Below are 26,620 nucleotides of genomic sequence, written 5' to 3'. Positions count from 1 at the left end.
CTGTCCAGAAAAGCTCTTAAATTCGTTATTCTTCTTTTTTCTTTAAAATTTTACGATTTTAAGCGGTACGTTCTTTTCGCTGAAATACGATAAAAACGCTTTTTCAGTGAAGCATAATTGTAAGCTTAATATTGCAGGGAAATCTGTTAATTATTATCAAAATTTACACTCTTTACTTCGTTGACTGCTAGAATATTAACATATTTTAAGAGATCATTTGTATCCTGTTTTGGGGTAGATTTTTCGAGTGTGAAGCCGCTTATCCCTTATCTGTTCTGATGTTCAGTGAGTTAGGCGAATCAACAAATTTTATTTTTTTTAAAACCTTAACGCTATTTATTGCGTACATAGGGGGAAATGTGTTGTTTAGAATTTTAATTGTTTATAACATGTGTATAACGTCGAATTATTTGCCTCTTTAATCGAATTTTTAGTGAAGATGCGTAGTTCTGAAATCCGTTTTTTAAGTCCATTGTATTTTTGTAATGGTTTTTATAGTTACCCCCATTAATTGCGACTAAAACAGAAAGCTTATGCTTTCAGCTACCTATAGTATATGATAAAATTTACTCCTTTGAAAAGAACGCTTTTATACACGCTTTTCTTTTTTACTTCTTGTTTTACCCTATTAGCTCAAAGTCCTGTGACAGGAGCTACTTTTGTTACGACTGGAGCAACTCCTTTGGTGTATTCAGAGACAAATCCTAATACTGCTGTAAATAGCACGTATTCATGGGGTCAAGGTTCTGACTTTAGGATGTCTACAGTGACCTTAGGTGGACAAAACTATTTTTTAGATAATAACTTTACGCAAATTAGTTATAACATTGTTCGTGTAGACGGGAATGGTGGGGTTACTGGAGATCGTTGTGGCTTCTTTGTTTTTGAGAACGGAGGTAATGATTTTAATTATCAATCAAGTTTTCCAGGAACTTTAGGAGACTGCTCAATGCAGGAAGTTCTCAGAGACCCAATTGTAACGAGGGGTGCAAATGATGTCTTTAAGAATGCTACGATTACAGCGCAAAATATTGAGAGAATAGATGTTCTTTATCAAGCCTTTGATGTTCCTTCGGCAGCTAGTTTAACTCAAGTAGGTTTTATTGCTCCTGAAAAAAATGGTAATAGTAGTTATAGAGCAGCGCCTATTCTTTCTGTAGATGCAGTAACTGGTGAGCCTACCTCATTTGGTCCTATAATTGAAATAGGAGGTGCAAATGCTGTAGATGGCACTAATGATTTTGGAGCTGTAACTGCTCCGTTAGAGTGGAGTTTCTTAGTAAATAGTCCAACAGCGACTGGAAATCCTTATAGAGTAGGTGGTATTACTGAAGTTGTGGGTATATCTTTAATTACCCTTGCAGATTTAGGTTACAGTGTGGGAGATACTGTTTATGGTATTTCTTTCTTTGATAATAATGTACCATTTAATGCAGATCTATTAGATGTAACAGATCCTAATGATTTTCCTAATGCAAATGGAGGTGGAGCAGACATACATGGTGGTCTTGGGGCAATTGTTACCTCACAAGCTACCGTAAGTGGTCATGTATATAATGATTTAAATGCAAATGGCTTTCAAGATGCGAGTGAGCCAAATCTTCCTAATGTTACAATTACTATTACTGATGCTTTAAATGTAGTTCAAGTTGTAACCACAGAGGCTAATGGCGATTTTTCTGCGTTTGTAGCTGGCGGGAATACAGTAATTAATGTTGATGAAAATGATTCAGATATCCCAAGTGGATCTGTCTTAATAGAAGGTTTTGGTAATGACGGTAGAACATATACTACAGTCGCGGGTCAAAATACGTTTACTAGTAATTTTGGTTTTGCACCAGATCCAGGACCACCATCTCCAAGATCTTGTGATGATGACCCAGTATTTATTACTTCTGCAAACTTTGATGCAAATACGGTAGTTGTAGAGACAGAAGGAGGTGCTCCAGGTGCTTTTGATGTGGGAGATGTGTTTAGATTTTCAGATGTAACGGCGGGTCTTGATTGTTTAGTTTCAATTGACGCATTTGTTAATGGAGCAGGAATTTTAGTACTTGATGGTGAAGAGGAAAATATCCCTGGTTTTGGTGGTTTTTCAAGAGCCTTCCAGCCTCAAATGGATGGTACGCCAGGAGTAAATGGTCAAGAAGTGGTCTTTACGATATCTTACGTGCAAGCAGATACGACAATTCCTCAAGCAGTATCAGTATATTTTACAGCCTTAGACCTTGATAGTAATACACTTACTGATGTTGAGCGCGTAAAATTTGAGACGCCAGATGTTTATTATACAAATGGAGCAAATTCAACACTTGTAGTCGATTCAAGCCCTTCTCAATTAATTGGAATGTCTACAGATGCTGGGATTGTAGGTGGGATTAATACAGATCCTAATTATGCATTTACGGCTTATTATAACTCATTTACCTCTATACAATATACCATTAGTAAGGATGGTTATAATGCAACACCAGGATTTGAAGATAGACAGTTCTCTTTATTGTTTGAAGATATTGCGTACCCTACTGAAGAAGTAAATGTTATTACAAACCCTATAATTTGTGGACAGGTATTTGTAGATGGTGCTCCAGCAGAAGGGGTCATTGTAAATGTTTCGGGAGATTCGACACAAACTGTGACTACAGATGCAAATGGACAATATAGTTTTACAGTGCCTGGCAATGGGAGTTACACTATTACGGAAAGTGATCCTGCAAGTACTGTTTCATTAAGTGATGCTGACGGTGCTAACGACAATATAATAACTGTTGTGATTACTAGGTTTGAGTCATCACAAGAAAATGATTTTTTTGATGGTTCTGATACTGATGGAGATGGTGTAATAAATACATTAGATATCGATGATGACAATGATGGTATCCTTGATACCGTGGAGTCTGGTGGTATCGACCCTTCTGCAGATGCAGACGGCGATGGTATTCCAAATTACCAAGACGCAGATTTTTGTACGCTTGCAAATGGTGTTTGTGCAAATCTTGATCCAGATGGTGATGGTGTACCTAACCATTTAGATCTAGATGCAGATGGAGATGGTATTCCAGATAATAATGAGGCGCAATCTACTTTAGGTTATACCCCAGTGACAACCACTGGCGGTGTGACAGATGTTACAGCTTCAGGACTTCCTACTGTTTATGTAAACGATTCTGGTGAAGAGCTTGGTCTTTTCCCGGTTAATACAGATACCGTTGATAACCCAGATTATTTAGATTTAGATTCAGATAATCAAGGTGGAAATGATACGGCAGAGGCAGGAATCACGTTATCAGGAAATGATACAGACGGTGACGGTTTAGATAATGCTGTAGATGAAACAGATACTCCACTAGCTGGAGGAATTCCTAATTATAATGATCCTAACGGAACAATTAATAATACGTCAAGTCTTCCAGATACAGATGGACCTATTGTAGGTGGAGTGGCTCAAGGAGATCTTAACGATGGAGGAAATGTAGATTTTAGAGATCGCACGAGCAATGAAGATTCTGACGGTGACGGAGTAAATAATAATGAAGATCGTGATGATGATAATGATGGTATCACAGATGTTACTGAAGGGTACGGATTTTATGAAGGAGTAGGGGCAGCAGGTACGGGATGTACTGGTGTAAACTATGATTTCAATGGAGGTACATATCAGACTGGAACTGGAACTGGCGGAGCTGGTCTTGTAAATTCTGTTTGGCGTTTTGAGGATGTAGGAGTTGATACAGATGGAAATACTATTGATGCACTTGTTACTTTAACAGCTATAAGCTCTGGAGCTAGAGTTATAAATATAGATCAAACTACTGGAGGAACAGTTGCTTTTCAACCTATCATTAGATATAGTACCAATACCACTGGAGATAGAAGTGCAGTATTTAATTTCAGACTTGTTCAGGATAATACAAATACTGATGCGACCGTAGATAGAATCGGCGGATTTATTCAAGATATTGACAGTGGGTCTAACGGTGGTCCAGAAACTAGTGCAATTCGTGAATTTTATAGAGTTCAAAATATTTCGGGATATTCTATTGGAAATCCTACTCGTGTTATTGCTCAGCAATTAGATGGTGGTGTAGTTCAATTTATTGCAGATGGAAGCGGTAGTGCTCCAATCGAGCCTATTGATACAGGTAATCCTTGGAGAGTATTTTTCCAAAAAACAGAAACTAATACATTCAACTTTACAATTGGAGCAAATAAAAGAACCAATGCTCAAGTAGATCGTTATTATTCTATTCAATTTGACGAGTGTAGAATTAACTTATATAATGATCCAAGTCATGTATTTATAAATGCACAAAATACAGATGGAGATGCACTTCCAGATTATTTAGATATTGATTCAGATAATGATGGTTGTAATGATACTATCGAGGCTGGTTTTACTGACGCTTTCGCGAAAGCGAACGAAGATGGAGAGTTAGGTAATACATCACCAGCAACGGTAGATGTAAATGGACTTGTAACTTCTGGTGAAAATGGAGAGGGATACACAGAGCCAAAAGATACTAATGGTGATGGAGTTTATGATTTCCTTGATGATACAGAAAGTAGTGCTTGTTCATTAGTTAGTATTGGAGATGTTACTATCATAGAAGGAAATACTGGAACAGTAACTGCAGATTTTGTAGTAACACTTACAGAACCTTCATCTACGCCAACAGTAATTACTTACTCTATTCAGGATGATACGGCAACTGCTGCCGATAATGACTTTACAGCACCTACTACATTATCTATCACAATTCCTGCAAATACATTAACAGGAACGATTAGTATTCCTGTAGTGGGAGACACAACTGTAGAAGGGGATGAGACATTTACAGTGACTCTTGAGAGCACTTCAAATGGAATGTTAGACACTGACGATACAGATGGTGTAGATAATGTAGGAACAGGAACGATTACTAACGATGATGATACAGTTGTAAGTATTAATGATGTAACAGTAACTGAGGGTGATGCCGGAACTGTGAACGCAGAGTTTACAGTGTCTTTAACAAATCCAACTGATACAGCAACTACCGTAACTTTCACGGTAACAGATGATAGTGCTGAGAATGCTGGTAACAGTGTTGAAGGGGGTAATGATTATGAAGTACCTACTACATTAACAGTAACCATACCTGCTGGTGAGACAGAAGGAACTGTAACGGTTGTTGTAAATGGTGATGAGACTGTTGAATTAGATGAGGATTTCTTAGTAACCTTAACGGCTACAGATAATGGAACAATCACAACTACGGTTGGTGAAAATATAGGAACAGGAACAATAACGAATGATGATGCTACGGTAGTAAGTATTGGCGATGTAACGGTAACAGAAGGAGCAGATGGAACTACGGTTGTAGCAGAATTCCCTGTAACATTAAGTGCAGCAGCTGATACAGATACAGTAGTAACCTTTACAGTTGCAGATGGAACAGGAACGATAGGTGATGCAGATTATGTAGCACCAACAGAACTTACAGTAACAATCCCTGCTGGAGAGACTACTGCGGTATTCCCGGTGACAGTAAATGGCGATGATGTTGTAGAATCAGATGAAGACTTTGCGGTAACAATTACAAATACTACCAATGGAACGATTGATCCTTTAGCAACCACAGCGACAGGAACGATCACGAATGATGATGCTACGGTAGTAAGTATTGGCGATGTAACGGTAACAGAAGGAGCAGATGGCACTACGGTTGTCGCTGAATTCCCTGTAACATTAAGTGCAGCAGCTGATACAGATACAGTAGTAACCTTTACAGTTGCAGATGGAACAGGAACGATAGGTGATGCAGATTATGTAGCACCAACAGAACTTACAGTAACAATACCTGCTGGAGAGACTACTGCGGTATTCCCAGTGACAGTAAATGGCGATGATGTTGTAGAATCAGATGAAGATTTTGCGGTAACAATTACAAATACTACCAATGGAACGATTGATCCTTTAGCAACCACAGCGACAGGAACAATAACGAATGATGATGCTACGGTAGTAAGTATTGGCGATGTAACGGTAACAGAAGGAGCAGATGGAACTACGGTTGTCGCTGAATTCCCTGTAACATTAAGTGCAGCAGCTGATACAGATACAGTAGTAACCTTTACAGTTGCAGATGGAACAGGAACGATAGGTGATGCAGATTATGTAGCACCAACAGAACTTACAGTGACAATCCCTGCTGGAGAGACTACTGCGGTATTCCCGGTGACAGTAAATGGAGATGATGTTGTAGAATCAGATGAAGACTTTGCGGTAACAATTACAAATACTACCAATGGAACGATTGATCCTTTAGCAACCACAGCGACAGGAACAATAACGAATGATGATGCTACGGTAGTAAGTATTGGCGATGTAACGGTAACAGAAGGAGCAGATGGAACTACGGTTGTCGCTGAATTCCCTGTAACATTAAGTGCAGCAGCTGATACAGATACAGTAGTAACCTTTACAGTTGCAGATGGAACAGGAACGATAGGTGATGCAGATTATGTAGCACCAACAGAACTTACAGTAACAATCCCTGCTGGAGAGACTACTGCGGTATTCCCGGTGACAGTAAATGGCGATGATGTTGTAGAATCAGATGAAGACTTTGCGGTAACAATTACAAATACTACCAATGGAACGATTGATTCTTTAGCAACCACAGCGACAGGAACAATAACGAATGATGATGCTACGGTAGTAAGTATTGGCGATGTAACGGTAACAGAAGGAGCAGATGGCACTACGGTTGTCGCTGAATTCCCTGTAACATTAAGTGCAGCAGCTGATACAGATACAGTAGTAACCTTTACAGTTGCAGATGGAACAGGAACGATAGGTGATGCAGATTATGTAGCACCAACAGAACTTACAGTAACAATCCCTGCTGGAGAGACTACTGCGGTATTCCCGGTGACAGTAAATGGCGATGATGTTGTAGAATCAGATGAAGACTTTGCGGTAACAATTACAAATACTACCAATGGAACGATTGATCCTTTAGCAACCACAGCGACAGGAACAATAACGAATGATGATGCTACGGTAGTAAGTATTGGCGATGTAACGGTAACAGAAGGAGCAGATGGAACTACGGTTGTCGCTGAATTCCCTGTAACATTAAGTGCAGCAGCAGATACAGATACAGTAGTAACCTTTACAGTTGCAGATGGAACAGGAACGATAGGTGATGCAGATTATGTAGCACCAACAGAACTTACAGTGACAATTCCTGCTGGAGAGACTACTGCGGTATTCCCGGTGACAGTAAATGGAGATGATGTTGTAGAATCAGATGAAGACTTTAAGGTAACAATCACAAATACTACCAATGGAACGATTGATCCTTTAGCAACCACAGCGACAGGAACAATAACGAATGATGATGCTACGGTAGTAAGTATTGGCGATGTAACAGTAACAGAAGGAGCAGATGGAACTACGGTTGTAGCAGAATTCCCTGTAACATTAAGTGCAGCAGCAGATACAGATACAGTAGTAACCTTTACAGTTGCAGATGGAACAGGAACGATAGGTGATGCAGATTATGTAGCACCAACAGAACTTACAGTAACAATCCCTGCTGGAGAGACTACTGCGGTATTCCCGGTGACAGTAAATGGCGATGATGTTGTAGAATCAGATGAAGACTTTGCGGTAACAATTACAAATACTACCAATGGAACGATTGATCCTTTAGCAACCACAGCAACAGGAACAATAACGAATGATGATGCTACGGTAGTAAGTATTGGCGATGTAACGGTAACAGAAGGAGCAGATGGAACTACGGTTGTAGCAGAATTCCCTGTAACATTAAGTGCAGCAGCTGATACAGATACAGTAGTAACCTTTACAGTTGCAGATGGAACAGGAACGATAGGTGATGCAGATTATGTAGCACCAACAGAACTTACAGTAACAATCCCTGCTGGAGAGACTACTGCGGTATTCCCGGTGACAGTAAATGGAGATGATGTTGTAGAGTCAGATGAAGACTTTAAGGTAACAATTACAAATACTACCAATGGAACGATTGATCCTTTAGCAACCACAGCGACAGGAACAATAACGAATGATGATGCTACGGTAGTAAGTATTGGCGATGTAACGGTAACAGAAGGAGCAGATGGAACTACGGTTGTAGCAGAATTCCCTGTAACATTAAGTGCAGCAGCTGATACAGATACAGTAGTAACTTTTACAGTTGCAGATGGAACAGGAACGATAGGTGATGCAGATTATGTAGCACCAACAGAACTTACAGTAACAATTCCTGCTGGAGAGACTACTGCGGTATTCCCAGTGACAGTAAATGGCGATGATGTTGTAGAGTCAGATGAAGACTTTGCGGTAACAATTACAAATACTACCAATGGAACGATTGATCCTTTAGCAACCACAGCGACAGGAACAATAACGAATGATGATGCTACGGTAGTAAGTATTGGCGATGTAACGGTAACAGAAGGAGCAGATGGCACTACGGTTGTCGCTGAATTCCCTGTAACATTAAGTGCAGCAGCTGATACAGATACAGTAGTAACTTTTACAGTTGCAGATGGAACAGGAACGATAGGTGATGCAGATTATGTAGCACCAACAGAACTTACAGTAACAATCCCTGCTGGAGAGACTACTGCGGTATTCCCAGTGACAGTAAATGGCGATGATGTTGTAGAGTCAGATGAAGACTTTGCGGTAACAATTACAAATACTACCAATGGAACGATTGATCCTTTAGCAACCACAGCAACAGGAACAATAACGAATGATGATGCTACGGTAGTAAGTATTGGTGATGTAACGGTAACAGAAGGAGCAGATGGAACTACGGTTGTAGCAGAATTCCCTGTAACATTAAGTGCAGCAGCTGATACAGATACAGTAGTAACCTTTACAGTTGCAGATGGAACAGGAACGATAGGTGATGCAGATTATGTAGCACCAACAGAACTTACAGTAACAATCCCTGCTGGAGAGACTACTGCGGTATTCCCGGTGACAGTAAATGGCGATGATGTTGTAGAATCAGATGAAGACTTTGCGGTAACAATTACAAATACTACCAATGGAACGATTGATCCTTTAGCAACCACAGCAACAGGAACAATAACGAATGATGATGCTACGGTAGTAAGTATTGGCGATGTAACGGTAACAGAAGGAGCAGATGGAACTACGGTTGTAGCAGAATTCCCTGTAACATTAAGTGCAGCAGCTGATACAGATACAGTAGTAACCTTTACAGTTGCAGATGGAACAGGAACGATAGGTGATGCAGATTATGTAGCACCAACAGAACTTACAGTAACAATCCCTGCTGGAGAGACTACTGCGGTATTCCCGGTGACAGTAAATGGCGATGATGTTGTAGAATCAGATGAAGACTTTGCGGTAACAATTACAAATACTACCAATGGAACGATTGATCCTTTAGCAACCACAGCGACAGGAACAATAACGAATGATGATGCTACGGTAGTAAGTATTGGCGATGTAACGGTAACAGAAGGAGCAGATGGAACTACGGTTGTCGCTGAATTCCCTGTAACATTAAGTGCAGCAGCAGATACAGATACAGTAGTAACCTTTACAGTTGCAGATGGAACAGGAACGATAGGTGATGCAGATTATGTAGCACCAACAGAACTTACAGTGACAATTCCTGCTGGAGAGACTACTGCGGTATTCCCGGTGACAGTAAATGGAGATGATGTTGTAGAATCAGATGAAGACTTTAAGGTAACAATCACAAATACTACCAATGGAACGATTGATCCTTTAGCAACCACAGCGACAGGAACAATAACGAATGATGATGCTACGGTAGTAAGTATTGGCGATGTAACAGTAACAGAAGGAGCAGATGGAACTACGGTTGTAGCAGAATTCCCTGTAACATTAAGTGCAGCAGCAGATACAGATACAGTAGTAACCTTTACAGTTGCAGATGGAACAGGAACGATAGGTGATGCAGATTATGTAGCACCAACAGAACTTACAGTAACAATCCCTGCTGGAGAGACTACTGCGGTATTCCCGGTGACAGTAAATGGCGATGATGTTGTAGAATCAGATGAAGACTTTGCGGTAACAATTACAAATACTACCAATGGAACGATTGATCCTTTAGCAACCACAGCAACAGGAACAATAACGAATGATGATGCTACGGTAGTAAGTATTGGCGATGTAACGGTAACAGAAGGAGCAGATGGAACTACGGTTGTAGCAGAATTCCCTGTAACATTAAGTGCAGCAGCTGATACAGATACAGTAGTAACCTTTACAGTTGCAGATGGAACAGGAACGATAGGTGATGCAGATTATGTAGCACCAACAGAACTTACAGTAACAATCCCTGCTGGAGAGACTACTGCGGTATTCCCGGTGACAGTAAATGGAGATGATGTTGTAGAGTCAGATGAAGACTTTAAGGTAACAATTACAAATACTACCAATGGAACGATTGATCCTTTAGCAACCACAGCGACAGGAACAATAACGAATGATGATGCTACGGTAGTAAGTATTGGCGATGTAACGGTAACAGAAGGAGCAGATGGAACTACGGTTGTAGCAGAATTCCCTGTAACATTAAGTGCAGCAGCTGATACAGATACAGTAGTAACTTTTACAGTTGCAGATGGAACAGGAACGATAGGTGATGCAGATTATGTAGCACCAACAGAACTTACAGTAACAATTCCTGCTGGAGAGACTACTGCGGTATTCCCAGTGACAGTAAATGGCGATGATGTTGTAGAGTCAGATGAAGACTTTGCGGTAACAATTACAAATACTACCAATGGAACGATTGATCCTTTAGCAACCACAGCGACAGGAACAATAACGAATGATGATGCTACGGTAGTAAGTATTGGCGATGTAACGGTAACAGAAGGAGCAGATGGCACTACGGTTGTCGCTGAATTCCCTGTAACATTAAGTGCAGCAGCTGATACAGATACAGTAGTAACTTTTACAGTTGCAGATGGAACAGGAACGATAGGTGATGCAGATTATGTAGCACCAACAGAACTTACAGTAACAATCCCTGCTGGAGAGACTACTGCGGTATTCCCAGTGACAGTAAATGGCGATGATGTTGTAGAGTCAGATGAAGACTTTGCGGTAACAATTACAAATACTACCAATGGAACGATTGATCCTTTAGCAACTACAGCGACAGGAACGATCACGAATGATGATGCTACGGTAGTAAGTATTGGCGATGTAACAGTAACAGAAGGAGCAGATGGAACTACGGTTGTCGCTGAATTCCCTGTAACATTAAGTGCAGCAGCTGATACAGATACAGTAGTAACCTTTACAGTTGCAGATGGAACAGGAACGATAGGTAATGCAGATTATGTAGCACCAACAGAACTTACAGTAACAATACCTGCTGGAGAGACTACTGCGGTATTCCCGGTGACAGTAAATGGCGATGATGTTGTAGAATCAGATGAAGACTTTAAGGTAACAATCACAAATACTACCAATGGAACGATTGATCCTTTAGCAACCACAGCGACAGGAACAATAACGAATGATGATGCTACGGTAGTAAGTATTGGCGATGTAACAGTAACAGAAGGAGCAGATGGAACTACGGTTGTAGCAGAATTCCCTGTAACATTAAGTGCAGCAGCTGATACAGATACAGTAGTAACCTTTACAGTTGCAGATGGAACAGGAACGATAGGTGATGCAGATTATGTAGCACCAACAGAACTTACAGTAACAATCCCTGCTGGAGAGACTACTGCGGTATTCCCGGTGACAGTAAATGGAGATGATGTTGTAGAATCAGATGAAGACTTTGCGGTAACAATTACAAATACTACCAATGGAACGATTGATCCTTTAGCAACCACAGCGACAGGAACAATAACGAATGATGATGCTACGGTAGTAAGTATTGGCGATGTAACGGTAACAGAAGGAGCAGATGGAACTACGGTTGTCGCTGAATTCCCTGTAACATTAAGTGCAGCAGCTGATACAGATACAGTAGTAACCTTTACAGTTGCAGATGGAACAGGAACGATAGGTGATGCAGATTATGTAGCACCAACAGAACTTACAGTGACAATTCCTGCTGGAGAGACTACTGCGGTATTCCCGGTGACAGTAAATGGCGATGATGTTGTAGAATCAGATGAAGACTTTAAGGTAACAATCACAAATACTACCAATGGAACGATTGATCCTTTAGCAACCACAGCGACAGGAACAATAACGAATGATGATGCTACGGTAGTAAGTATTGGCGATGTAACAGTAACAGAAGGAGCAGATGGAACTACGGTTGTCGCTGAATTCCCTGTAACATTAAGTGCAGCAGCTGATACAGATACAGTAGTAACCTTTACAGTTGCAGATGGAACAGGAACGATAGGTGATGCAGATTATGTAGCACCAACAGAACTTACAGTAACAATCCCTGCTGGAGAGACTACTGCGGTATTCCCGGTGACAGTAAATGGCGATGATGTTGTAGAATCAGATGAAGACTTTGCGGTAACAATTACAAATACTACCAGTGGAACGATTGATCCTTTAGCAACCACAGCGACAGGAACAATAACGAATGATGATGCTACGGTAGTAAGTATTGGCGATGTAACGGTAACAGAAGGAGCAGATGGAACTACGGTTGTCGCTGAATTCCCTGTAACATTAAGTGCAGCAGCTGATACAGATACAGTAGTAACCTTTACAGTTGCAGATGGAACAGGAACGATAGGTGATGCAGATTATGTAGCACCAACAGAACTTACAGTGACAATTCCTGCTGGAGAGACTACTGCGGTATTCCCGGTGACAGTAAATGGCGATGATGTTGTAGAATCAGATGAAGACTTTAAGGTAACAATCACAAATACTACCAATGGAACGATTGATCCTTTAGCAACCACAGCGACAGGAACAATAACGAATGATGATGCTACGGTAGTAAGTATTGGCGATGTAACAGTAACAGAAGGAGCAGATGGAACTACGGTTGTAGCAGAATTCCCTGTAACATTAAGTGCAGCAGCTGATACAGATACAGTAGTAACCTTTACAGTTGCAGATGGAACAGGAACGATAGGTGATGCAGATTATGTAGCACCAACAGAACTTACAGTGACAATTCCTGCTGGAGAGACTACTGCGGTATTCCCGGTGACAGTAAATGGAGATGATGTTGTAGAGTCAGATGAAGATTTTGCGGTAACAATTACAAATACTACCAATGGAACGATTGATCCTTTAGCAACCACAGCAACAGGAACAATAACGAATGATGATGCTACGGTAGTAAGTATTGGTGATGTAACGGTAACAGAAGGAGCAGATGGAACTACGGTTGTAGCAGAATTCCCTGTAACATTAAGTGCAGCAGCTGATACAGATACAGTAGTAACCTTTACAGTTGCAGATGGAACAGGAACGATAGGTGATGCAGATTATGTAGCACCAACAGAACTTACAGTAACAATCCCTGCTGGAGAGACTACTGCGGTATTCCCGGTGACAGTAAATGGCGATGATGTTGTAGAATCAGATGAAGACTTTGCGGTAACAATTACAAATACTACCAATGGAACGATTGATCCTTTAGCAACCACAGCAACAGGAACAATAACGAATGATGATGCTACGGTAGTAAGTATTGGCGATGTAACGGTAACAGAAGGAGCAGATGGAACTACGGTTGTAGCAGAATTCCCTGTAACATTAAGTGCAGCAGCTGATACAGATACAGTAGTAACCTTTACAGTTGCAGATGGAACAGGAACGATAGGTGATGCAGATTATGTAGCACCAACAGAACTTACAGTAACAATCCCTGCTGGAGAGACTACTGCGGTATTCCCGGTGACAGTAAATGGCGATGATGTTGTAGAATCAGATGAAGACTTTGCGGTAACAATTACAAATACTACCAATGGAACGATTGATCCTTTAGCAACCACAGCGACAGGAACGATCACGAATGATGATGCTACGGTAGTAAGTATTGGCGATGTAACGGTAACAGAAGGAGCAGATGGCACTACGGTTGTCGCTGAATTCCCTGTAACATTAAGTGCAGCAGCTGATACAGATACAGTAGTAACCTTTACAGTTGCAGATGGAACAGGAACGATAGGTGATGCAGATTATGTAGCACCAACAGAACTTACAGTAACAATACCTGCTGGAGAGACTACTGCGGTATTCCCAGTGACAGTAAATGGCGATGATGTTGTAGAATCAGATGAAGATTTTGCGGTAACAATTACAAATACTACCAATGGAACGATTGATCCTTTAGCAACCACAGCGACAGGAACAATAACGAATGATGATGCTACGGTAGTAAGTATTGGCGATGTAACGGTAACAGAAGGAGCAGATGGAACTACGGTTGTCGCTGAATTCCCTGTAACATTAAGTGCAGCAGCTGATACAGATACAGTAGTAACCTTTACAGTTGCAGATGGAACAGGAACGATAGGTGATGCAGATTATGTAGCACCAACAGAACTTACAGTGACAATCCCTGCTGGAGAGACTACTGCGGTATTCCCGGTGACAGTAAATGGAGATGATGTTGTAGAATCAGATGAAGACTTTGCGGTAACAATTACAAATACTACCAATGGAACGATTGATCCTTTAGCAACCACAGCGACAGGAACAATAACGAATGATGATGCTACGGTAGTAAGTATTGGCGATGTAACGGTAACAGAAGGAGCAGATGGAACTACGGTTGTCGCTGAATTCCCTGTAACATTAAGTGCAGCAGCTGATACAGATACAGTAGTAACCTTTACAGTTGCAGATGGAACAGGAACGATAGGTGATGCAGATTATGTAGCACCAACAGAACTTACAGTGACAATTCCTGCTGGAGAGACTACTGCGGTATTCCCGGTGACAGTAAATGGCGATGATGTTGTAGAATCAGATGAAGACTTTAAGGTAACAATCACAAATACTACCAATGGAACGATTGATCCTTTAGCAACCACAGCGACAGGAACAATAACGAATGATGATGCTACGGTAGTAAGTATTGGCGATGTAACAGTAACAGAAGGAGCAGATGGAACTACGGTTGTCGCTGAATTCCCTGTAACATTAAGTGCAGCAGCTGATACAGATACAGTAGTAACCTTTACAGTTGCAGATGGAACAGGAACGATAGGTGATGCAGATTATGTAGCACCAACAGAACTTACAGTAACAATCCCTGCTGGAGAGACTACTGCGGTATTCCCGGTGACAGTAAATGGAGATGATGTTGTAGAATCAGATGAAGACTTTGCGGTAACAATTACAAATACTACCAATGGAACGATTGATCCTTTAGCAACCACAGCGACAGGAACAATAACGAATGATGATGCTACGGTAGTAAGTATTGGCGATGTAACGGTAACAGAAGGAGCAGATGGAACTACGGTTGTCGCTGAATTCCCTGTAACATTAAGTGCAGCAGCAGATACAGATACAGTAGTAACCTTTACAGTTGCAGATGGAACAGGAACGATAGGTGATGCAGATTATGTAGCACCAACAGAACTTACAGTGACAATTCCTGCTGGAGAGACTACTGCGGTATTCCCGGTGACAGTAAATGGAGATGATGTTGTAGAGTCAGATGAAGATTTTGCGGTAACAATTACAAATACTACCAATGGAACGATTGATCCTTTAGCAACCACAGCGACAGGAACAATAACGAATGATGATGCTACGGTAGTAAGTATTGGCGATGTAACAGTAACAGAAGGAGCAGATGGAACTACGGTTGTAGCAGAATTCCCTGTAACATTAAGTGCAGCAGCTGATACAGATACAGTAGTAACTTTTACAGTTGCAGATGGAACAGGAACGATAGGTGATGCAGATTATGTAGCACCAACAGAACTTACAGTAACAATTCCTGCTGGAGAGACTACTGCGGTATTCCCAGTGACAGTAAATGGCGATGATGTTGTAGAGTCAGATGAAGACTTTGCGGTAACAATTACAAATACTACCAATGGAACGATTGATCCTTTAGCAACCACAGCGACAGGAACAATAACGAATGATGATGCTACGGTAGTAAGTATTGGCGATGTAACGGTAACAGAAGGAGCAGATGGCACTACGGTTGTCGCTGAATTCCCTGTAACATTAAGTGCAGCAGCTGATACAGATACAGTAGTAACCTTTACAGTTGCAGATGGAACAGGAACGATAGGTGATGCAGATTATGTAGCACCAACAGAACTTACAGTGACAATTCCTGCTGGAGAGACTACTGCGGTATTCCCAGTGACAGTAAATGGCGATGATGTTGTAGAATCAGATGAAGATTTTGCGGTAACAATTACAAATACTACCAATGGAACGATTGATCCTTTAGCAACTACAGCGACAGGAACAATAACGAATGATGATGCTACGGTAGTAAGTATTGGCGATGTAACGGTAACAGAAGGAGCAGATGGAACTACGGTTGTCGCTGAATTCCCTGTAACATTAAGTGCAGCAGCAGATACAGATACAGTAGTAACCTTTACAGTTGCAGATGGAACAGGAACGATAGGTGATGCAGATTATGTAGCACCAACAGAACTTACAGTAACAATTCCTGCTGGAGAGACTACTGCGGTATTCCCGGTGACAGTAAATGGCGATGATGTTGTAGAATCAGATGAAGATTTTGCGGTAACAATCACAAATACTACCAATGGAACGATTGATCCTTTAGCAACCACAGCGACAGGAACAATAACGAATGATGATGCTACGGTAGTAAGTATTGGTGATGTAACGGTAACAGAAGGAGCAGATGGAACTACGGTTGTCGCTGAATTCCCTGTAACATTAAGTGCAGCAGCTGATACAGATACAGTAGTAACCTTTACAGTTGCAGATGGAACAGGAACGATAGGTGATGCAGATTATGTAGCACCAACAGAACTTACAGTAACAATTCCTGCTGGAGAGACTACTGCGGTATTCCCGGTGACAGTAAATGGAGATGATGTTGTAGAGTCAGATGAAGACTTTGCGGTAACAATCACAAATACTACCAATGGAACGATTGATCCTTTAGCAACCACAGCAACAGGAACAATAACGAATGATGATGCTACGGTAGTAAGTATTGGCGATGTAACGGTAACAGAAGGAGCAGATGGCACTACGGTTGTCGCTGAATTCCCTGTAACATTAAGTGCAGCAGCTGATACAGATACAGTAGTAACCTTTACAGTTGCAGATGGAACAGGAACGATAGGTGATGCAGATTATGTAGCACCAACAGAACTTACAGTAACAATACCTGCTGGAGAGACTACTGCGGTATTCCCAGTGACAGTAAATGGCGATGATGTTGTAGAGTCAGATGAAGACTTTGCGGTAACAATTACAAATACTACCAATGGAACGATTGATCCTTTAGCAACCACAGCGACAGGAACAATAACGAATGATGATGCTACGGTAGTAAGTATTGGCGATGTAACGGTAACAGAAGGAGCAGATGGCACTACGGTTGTCGCTGAATTCCCTGTAACATTAAGTGCAGCAGCTGATACAGATACAGTAGTAACCTTTACAGTTGCAGATGGAACAGGAACGATAGGTGATGCAGATTATGTAGCACCAACAGAACTTACAGTAACAATCCCTGCTGGAGAGACTACTGCGGTATTCCCAGTGACAGTAAATGGCGATGATGTTGTAGAGTCAGATGAAGACTTTGCGGTAACAATTACAAATACTACCAATGGAACGATTGATCCTTTAGCAACTACAGCGACAGGAACGATCACGAATGATGATGCTACGGTAGTAAGTATTGGCGATGTAACAGTAACAGAAGGAGCAGATGGAACTACGGTTGTCGCTGAATTCCCTGTAACATTAAGTGCAGCAGCTGATACAGATACAGTAGTAACCTTTACAGTTGCAGATGGAACAGGAACGATAGGTAATGCAGATTATGTAGCACCAACAGAACTTACAGTAACAATTCCTGCTGGAGAGACTACTGCGGTATTCCCGGTGACAGTAAATGGCGATGATGTTGTAGAATCAGATGAAGACTTTAAGGTAACAATCACAAATACTACCAATGGAACGATTGATCCTTTAGCAACTACAGCGACAGGAACGATCACGAATGATGATGCTACGGTAGTAAGTATTGGCGATGTAACAGTAACAGAAGGAGCAGATGGAACTACGGTTGTCGCTGAATTCCCTGTAACATTAAGTGCAGCAGCTGATACAGATACAGTAGTAACCTTTACAGTTGCAGATGGAACAGGAACGATAGGTGATGCAGATTATGTAGCACCAACAGAACTTACAGTAACAATTCCTGCTGGAGAGACTACTGCGGTATTCCCGGTGACAGTAAATGGCGATGATGTTGTAGAATCAGATGAAGACTTTAAGGTAACAATCACAAATACTACCAATGGAACGATTGATCCTTTAGCAACCACAGCGACAGGAACAATAACGAATGATGATGCTACGGTAGTAAGTATTGGCGATGTAACAGTAACAGAAGGAGCAGATGGAACTACGGTTGTAGCAGAATTCCCTGTAACATTAAGTGCAGCAGCTGATACAGATACAGTAGTAACCTTTACAGTTGCAGATGGAACAGGAACGATAGGTGATGCAGATTATGTAGCACCAACAGAACTTACAGTAACAATTCCTGCTGGAGAGACTACTGCGGTATTCCCGGTGACAGTAAATGGAGATGATGTTGTAGAGTCAGATGAAGACTTTGCGGTAACAATCACAAATACTACCAATGGAACGATTGATCCTTTAGCAACCACAGCAACAGGAACAATAACGAATGATGATGCTACGGTAGTAAGTATTGGCGATGTAACGGTAACAGAAGGAGCAGATGGCACTACGGTTGTCGCTGAATTCCCTGTAACATTAAGTGCAGCAGCTGATACAGATACAGTAGTAACCTTTACAGTTGCAGATGGAACAGGAACGATAGGTGATGCAGATTATGTAGCACCAACAGAACTTACAGTAACAATACCTGCTGGAGAGACTACTGCGGTATTCCCAGTGACAGTAAATGGCGATGATGTTGTAGAATCAGATGAAGATTTTGCGGTAACAATTACAAATACTACCAATGGAACGATTGATCCTTTAGCAACCACAGCGACAGGAACAATAACGAATGATGATGCTACGGTAGTAAGTATTGGCGATGTAACGGTAACAGAAGGAGCAGATGGAACTACGGTTGTCGCTGAATTCCCTGTAACATTAAGAGCAGCAGCTGATACAGATACAGTAGTAACCTTTACAGTTGCAGATGGAACAGGAACGATAGGTGATGCAGATTATGTAGCACCAACAGAACTTACAGTGACAATCCCTGCTGGAGAGACTACTGCGGTATTCCCGGTGACAGTAAATGGAGATGATGTTGTAGAATCAGATGAAGACTTTGCGGTAACAATCACAAATACTACCAATGGAACGATTGATCCTTTAGCAACCACAGCAACAGGAACAATAACGAATGATGATGCTACGGTAGTAAGTATTGGCGATGTAACAGTAACAGAAGGAGCAGATGGCACTACGGTTGTCGCTGAATTCCCTGTAACATTAAGTGCAGCAGCTGATACAGATACAGTAGTAACTTTTACAGTTGCAGATGGAACAGGAACGATAGGTGATGCAGATTATGTAGCACCAACAGAACTTACAGTAACAATCCCTGCTGGAGAGACTACTGCGGTATTCCCAGTGACAGTAAATGGCGATGATGTTGTAGAGTCAGATGAAGACTTTGCGGTAACAATTACAAATACTACCAATGGAACGATTGATCCTTTAGCAACTACAGCGACAGGAACGATCACGAATGATGATGCTACGGTAGTAAGTATTGGCGATGTAACAGTAACAGAAGGAGCAGATGGAACTACGGTTGTAGCAGAATTCCCTGTAACATTAAGTGCAGCAGCTGATACAGATACAGTAGTAACCTTTACAGTTGCAGATGGAACAGGAACGATAGGTGATGCAGATTATGTAGCACCAACAGAACTTACAGTAACAATTCCTGCTGGAGAGACTACTGCGGTATTCCCGGTGACAGTAAATGGCGATGATGTTGTAGAGTCAGATGAAGACTTTGCGGTAACAATCACAAATACTACCAATGGAACGATTGATCCTTTAGCAACCACAGCAACAGGAACAATAACGAATGATGATGCTACGGTAGTAAGTATTGGCGATGTAACAGTAACAGAAGGAGCAGATGGAACTACGGTTGTCGCTGAATTCCCTGTAACATTAAGTGCAGCAGCTGATACAGATACAGTAGTAACCTTTACAGTTGCAGATGGAACAGGAACGATAGGTGATGCAGATTATGTAGCACCAACAGAACTTACAGTAACAATCCCTGCTGGAGAGACTACTGCGGTATTCCCGGTGACAGTAAATGGAGATGATGTTGTAGAGTCAGATGAAGACTTTAAGGTAACAATTACAAATACTACCAATGGAACGATTGATCCTTTAGCAACCACAGCGACAGGAACGATCACGAATGATGATTCAACAACGGTAACTATCGAAGATGTAGTAGTAAATGAAGATGCTGGAACAGTAACAGTTCCTGTAACATTAAGTAACCCAAGTGATGAGGATACTGTTATCGAGATTGTGACGACGACTGGTACTGCTGGAGCGGATGATTTTGAAGAAACTATAGTAACGGTAACAATACCTGCTGGTGAAACAGAAGGAGAAGTAATTGTTCCAATTACAGAGGATACTACAGATGAAGAAGATGAGACATTCACAGTAGATGGAACAGTAACAAGTGGCAACACTGATAATACAGATCCAAGCGGAACAGTAACGGTTACAGATAACGATGGAGCACCAACAGTGACTATCGAAGATGTGATTGTAGATGAAGATGCTGGAACAGTAACAGTTCCTGTAACATTAAGTAACCCAAGTGATGAGGATACTGTTATTGAGATTGTAACTACGACTGGTACTGCTGGAGCGGATGATTTTGAAGAGACTATAGTAACGGTAACAATACCTGCTGGTGAAACAGAAGGAGAAGTAGTTGTTCCAATTACAGAAGACACGACAGATGAAGAAGATGAGATCTTCACAGTAGATGGAACAGTAACAAGTGGCAACACTGATAATACAGATCCAAGTGGAACGGTAACTATTACAGATAACGATGGTGTACCAACGGTAACTATCGAAGATGTAGTAGTAAATGAAGATGCTGGAACAGTAACAGTTCCTGTAACATTAAGTAACCCAAGTGATGAGGATACTGTTATCGAGATTGTGACGACGACTGGTACTGCTGGAGCGGATGATTTTGAAGAGACTATTGTAACGGTAACAATACCTGCTGGTGAAACAGAAGGAGAAGTAATTGTTCCAATTACAGAGGATACTACAGATGAAGACGATGAGATCTTCACAGTAGATGGAACAGTAACAAGTGGCAACACTGATAATACAGATCCAAGTGGAACGGTAACTATTACAGATAACGATGGTGTACCAACGGTAACTATCGAAGATGTAGTAGTAAATGAAGATGCTGGAACAGTAACAGTTCCTGTAACCTTAAGTAACCCAAGTGATGAGGATACTGTTATTGAGATTGTAACTACGACTGGTACTGCTGGAGCGGATGATTTTGAAGAGACTATTGTAACGGTAACAATACCTGCTGGTGAAACAGAAGGAGAAGTAGTTGTTCCAATTACAGAAGACACGACAGATGAAGAAGATGAGATCTTCACAGTAGATGGAACAGTAACAAGTGGCAACACTGATAATACAGATCCAAGTGGAACGGTAACTATTACAGATAACGATGGTGTACCAACGGTAACTATCGAAGATGTAGTAGTAAATGAAGATGCTGGAACAGTAACAGTTCCTGTAACATTAAGTAACCCAAGTGATGAGGATACTGTTATCGAGATTGTGACGACGACTGGTACTGCTGGAGCGGATGATTTTGAAGAAACTATAGTAACGGTAACAATACCTGCTGGTGAAACAGAAGGAGAAGTAATTGTTCCAATTACAGAGGATACTACAGATGAAGAAGATGAGACATTCACAGTAAATGGAACAGTAACAAGTGGCAACACTGATAATACAGATCCAAGCGGAACAGTAACGGTTACAGATAACGATGGAGCACCAACAGTGACTATCGAAGATGTGATTGTAGATGAAGATGCTGGAACAGTAACAGTTCCTGTAACATTAAGTAACCCAAGTGATGAGGATACTGTTATTGAGATTGTAACTACGACTGGTACTGCTGGAGCGGATGATTTTGAAGAGACTATTGTAACGGTAACAATACCTGCTGGTGAAACAGAAGGAGAAGTAGTTGTTCCAATTACAGAAGACACGACAGATGAGGAAGATGAGATCTTCACAGTAGATGGAACAGTAACAAGTGGCAACACTGATAATACAGATCCAAGTGGAACGGTAACTATTACAGATAACGATGGTGTACCAACGGTAACTATCGAAGATGTAGTAGTAAATGAAGATGCTGGAACAGTAACAGTTCCTGTAACATTAAGTAACCCAAGTGATGAGGATACTGTTATCGAGATTGTGACGACGACTGGTACTGCTGGAGCGGATGATTTTGAAGAAACTATAGTAACGGTAACAATACCTGCTGGTGAAACAGAAGGAGAAGTAATTGTTCCAATTACAGAGGATACTACAGATGAAGACGATGAGATCTTCACAGTAGATGGAACAGTAACAAGTGGCAACACTGATAATACTGATCCAAGCGGAACGGTAACTATTACAGATAACGATGGTGTACCAACGGTAACTATCGAAGATGTAGTAGTAAATGAAGATGCTGGAACAGTAACAGTTCCTGTAACATTAAGTAACCCAAGTGATGAGGATACTGTTATCGAGATTGTGACGACGACTGGTACTGCTGGAGCGGATGATTTTGAAGAAACTATAGTAACGGTAACAATACCTGCTGGTGAAACAGAAGGAGAAGTAATTGTTCCAATTACAGAGGATACTACAGATGAAGAAGATGAGACATTCACAGTAGATGGAACAGTAACAAGTGGCAACACTGATAATACAGATCCAAGCGGAACAGTAACGGTTACAGATAACGATGGAGCACCAACAGTGACTATCGAAGATGTGATTGTAGATGAAGATGCTGGAACAGTAACAGTTCCTGTAACATTAAGTAACCCAAGTGATGAGGATACTGTTATTGAGATTGTAACTACGACTGGTACTGCTGGAGCGGATGATTTTGAAGAGACTATAGTAACGGTAACAATACCTGCTGGTGAAACAGAAGGAGAAGTAGTTGTTCCAATTACAGAAGACACGACAGATGAAGAAGATGAGATCTTCACAGTAGATGGAACAGTAACAAGTGGCAACACTGATAATACAGATCCAAGTGGAACGGTAACTATTACAGATAACGATGGTGTACCAACGGTAACTATCGAAGATGTAGTAGTAAATGAAGATGCTGGAACAGTAACAGTTCCTGTAACATTAAGTAACCCAAGTGATGAGGATACTGTTATTGAGATTGTAACTACGACTGGTACTGCTGGAGCGGATGATTTTGAAGAGACTATAGTAACGGTAACAATACCTGCTGGTGAAACAGAAGGAGAAGTAGTTGTTCCAATTACAGAAGACACGACAGATGAAGAAGATGAGATCTTCACAGTAGATGGAACAGTAACAAGTGGCAACACTGATAATACAGATCCAAGTGGAACGGTAACTATTACAGATAACGATGGTGTACCAACGGTAACTATCGAAGATGTAGTAGTAAATGAAGATGCTGGAACAGTAACAGTTCCTGTAACATTAAGTAACCCAAGTGATGAGGATACTGTTATTGAGATTGTAACTACGACTGGTACTGCTGGAGCGGATGATTTTGAAGAGACTATAGTAACGGTAACAATACCTGCTGGTGAAACAGAAGGAGAAGTAGTTGTTCCAATTACAGAAGACACGACAGATGAAGAAGATGAGATCTTCACAGTAGATGGAACAGTAACAAGTGGCAACACTGATAATACAGATCCAAGTGGAACGGTAACTATTACAGATAACGATGGTGTACCAACGGTAACTATCGAAGATGTAGTAGTAAATGAAGATGCTGGAACAGTAACAGTTCCTGTAACATTAAGTAACCCAAGTGATGAGGATACTGTTATCGAGATTGTGACGACGACTGGTACTGCTGGAGCGGATGATTTTGAAGAGACTATTGTAACGGTAACAATACCTGCTGGTGAAACAGAAGGAGAAGTAATTGTTCCAATTACAGAGGATACTACAGATGAAGACGATGAGACATTCACAGTAGATGGAACAGTAACAAGTGGCAACACTGATAATACAGATCCAAGCGGAACAGTAACTATTACAGATAATGATGGTGCACCAACAGTGACTATCGAAGATGTAGTAGTAGATGAAGGAGCTGGAACTGTAACAATTCCTGTAACCTTAAGTAACCCAAGTGATGAGGATACTGTTATCGATATTGTAACGACGACTGGTACTGCTGGTGAGGATGATTACACAGAAACTATTGTAACGGTAACGATTCCTGCTGGAGAGACTGCTGGTGAAGTTGTAATTCCAATCACTGATGATACATTAGATGAGGAAGATGAGATTTTCACAGTAGATGGAACAGTAACAAGTGGTAACACTGACAATACTGATCCAAGTGGAACAGTAACGCTTACAGATAACGATGGTGCACCAACGGTGACTATCGAAGATGTGATTGTAGATGAAGGAGCTGGAACTGTAACAATTCCTGTAAGCTTAAGTAACCCAAGTGATGAGGATACTGTTATCGAGATAGTAACTACGACTGGTACTGCTGGTGAGGATGATTACACAGAGACTATTGTAACGGTAACGATTCCTGCAGGAGAGACTACTGGTGAAGTTGTGATTCCTATTACGGATGATATGCTTGATGAGGAAGATGAGACATTCACAGTAGATGGAACAGTAACAAGTGGCAACACTGATAATACTGATCCAAGTGGAACAGTAACTATTACAGATAATGATGGTGCACCAACGGTGACTATCGAAGATGTAGTAGTAGATGAAGGAGCTGGTACGGTAACAATTCCTGTAACCTTAAGTAACCCAAGTGATCAGGATACTGTTATCGAGATTGTAACGACGACTGGTACTGCTGGTGAGGATGATTACACAGAAACTATTGTTACAGTAACGATTCCTGCTGGAGAGACTGCTGGTGAAGTTGTAATTCCAATTACTGATGATACATTAGATGAGGAAGATGAGATTTTCACAGTAGATGGAACAGTAACAAGTGGCAACACTGCCAATACAGATCCAAGCGGAACAGTAACTATTACAGATAATGATGCTCCGGTTACAACACCTAATTTAGATCTTGTTAAAGTGGGCGTTTTAAATGATTTAAATGGTAATAATGTAGTTGATGCTGGTGATACTATCACTTACTCTTTAACAGTTACAAATAATGGAAACGAAGACCTTACTAATGTTCTCGTTGTGGATCCATTAATCATTATCAATGAAGGTCCAGTTGCGGTATTAGCAATAAGTGAGAGTGCTTCATTTACTGGGACATATACAATCACTCAAGATGATATTGAAGCTGGAGGAGTTGTAAACGTTGCAACTGCAGAAGGAACTGATCAGGCGGGTAATACAATTACAGATCAATCTGATGATCCAACCGATACAACAAACGTAGATGTTGATGGTGATGGAGATTTTGAAGATCCTACAGTGACTATCTTAGATCAGTCTCCGGATATCATGATTACTAAGAATGGAGTATTCCAAGATTTTAATCAAGATGGGTTTGCAAATGCAGGTGATCAGATTATTTATACCTTTGATGTTATTAATACGGGTAACGTGATATTAAATGATGTTATAGTAACCGATGAGATGGTAGAAGTGATAGGTGATGCAGTAAGTTTACTTCCAGGTGAATCAGTTACATTTACAGCGGTATATATTATTACTCAACAGGATGTTAATAATGGTGAGGTTGTAAATACTGCACTAGCGATTGGATTGACTAATAATGGTCTAGAGATCTCAGACGTATCTGATGATGTAACAGATACCACTAGTGATGATGATCCTACAGTTACCGTATTAAGTCAGAGTTCAGGACTTATCTTTAACAATGGTATCTCCATGAACGGAGATGGTCGTAACGATTCATTCAGAATACAAGGAATAGAGAACTTCCCAGAAAATAGATTAAGAATCTTTAATAGATGGGGTGTAGAAGTATATAATGCAGAAGGATATGGGTCTGATGGTAAAACTTTCATAGGATTATCAGAAGGTAGAACTACGATATCTCAAGATAAATTCTTACCTGTAGGAACATATTACTGGATACTAGAATATGTTAATTCTGTAGGAGAGACTATCAATAACTCTGGATATCTATATTTAACTAGATAAATAATTTTAAATCGTTGAGTG

General features: G+C 40.9%; 1 protein-coding gene. It reads left to right on the top strand.

Features of this window, described 5'->3' with window-relative positions:
* Window positions 1–574 precede the first annotated feature (574 nt).
* A complete protein-coding gene (locus SJY37_RS03695) occupies window positions 575–26,599 on the top strand; it encodes a Calx-beta domain-containing protein (protein WP_379952825.1) in 26,025 nt (8,674 codons plus the stop codon).
* Window positions 26,600–26,620: the final 21 nt, after the last annotated feature.

Source organism: Dokdonia sp. R78006, from assembly GCF_042466145.1.
Classification (GTDB): domain Bacteria; phylum Bacteroidota; class Bacteroidia; order Flavobacteriales; family Flavobacteriaceae; genus Dokdonia.
This window is presented reverse-complemented; position numbering and strand designations above follow the sequence as displayed.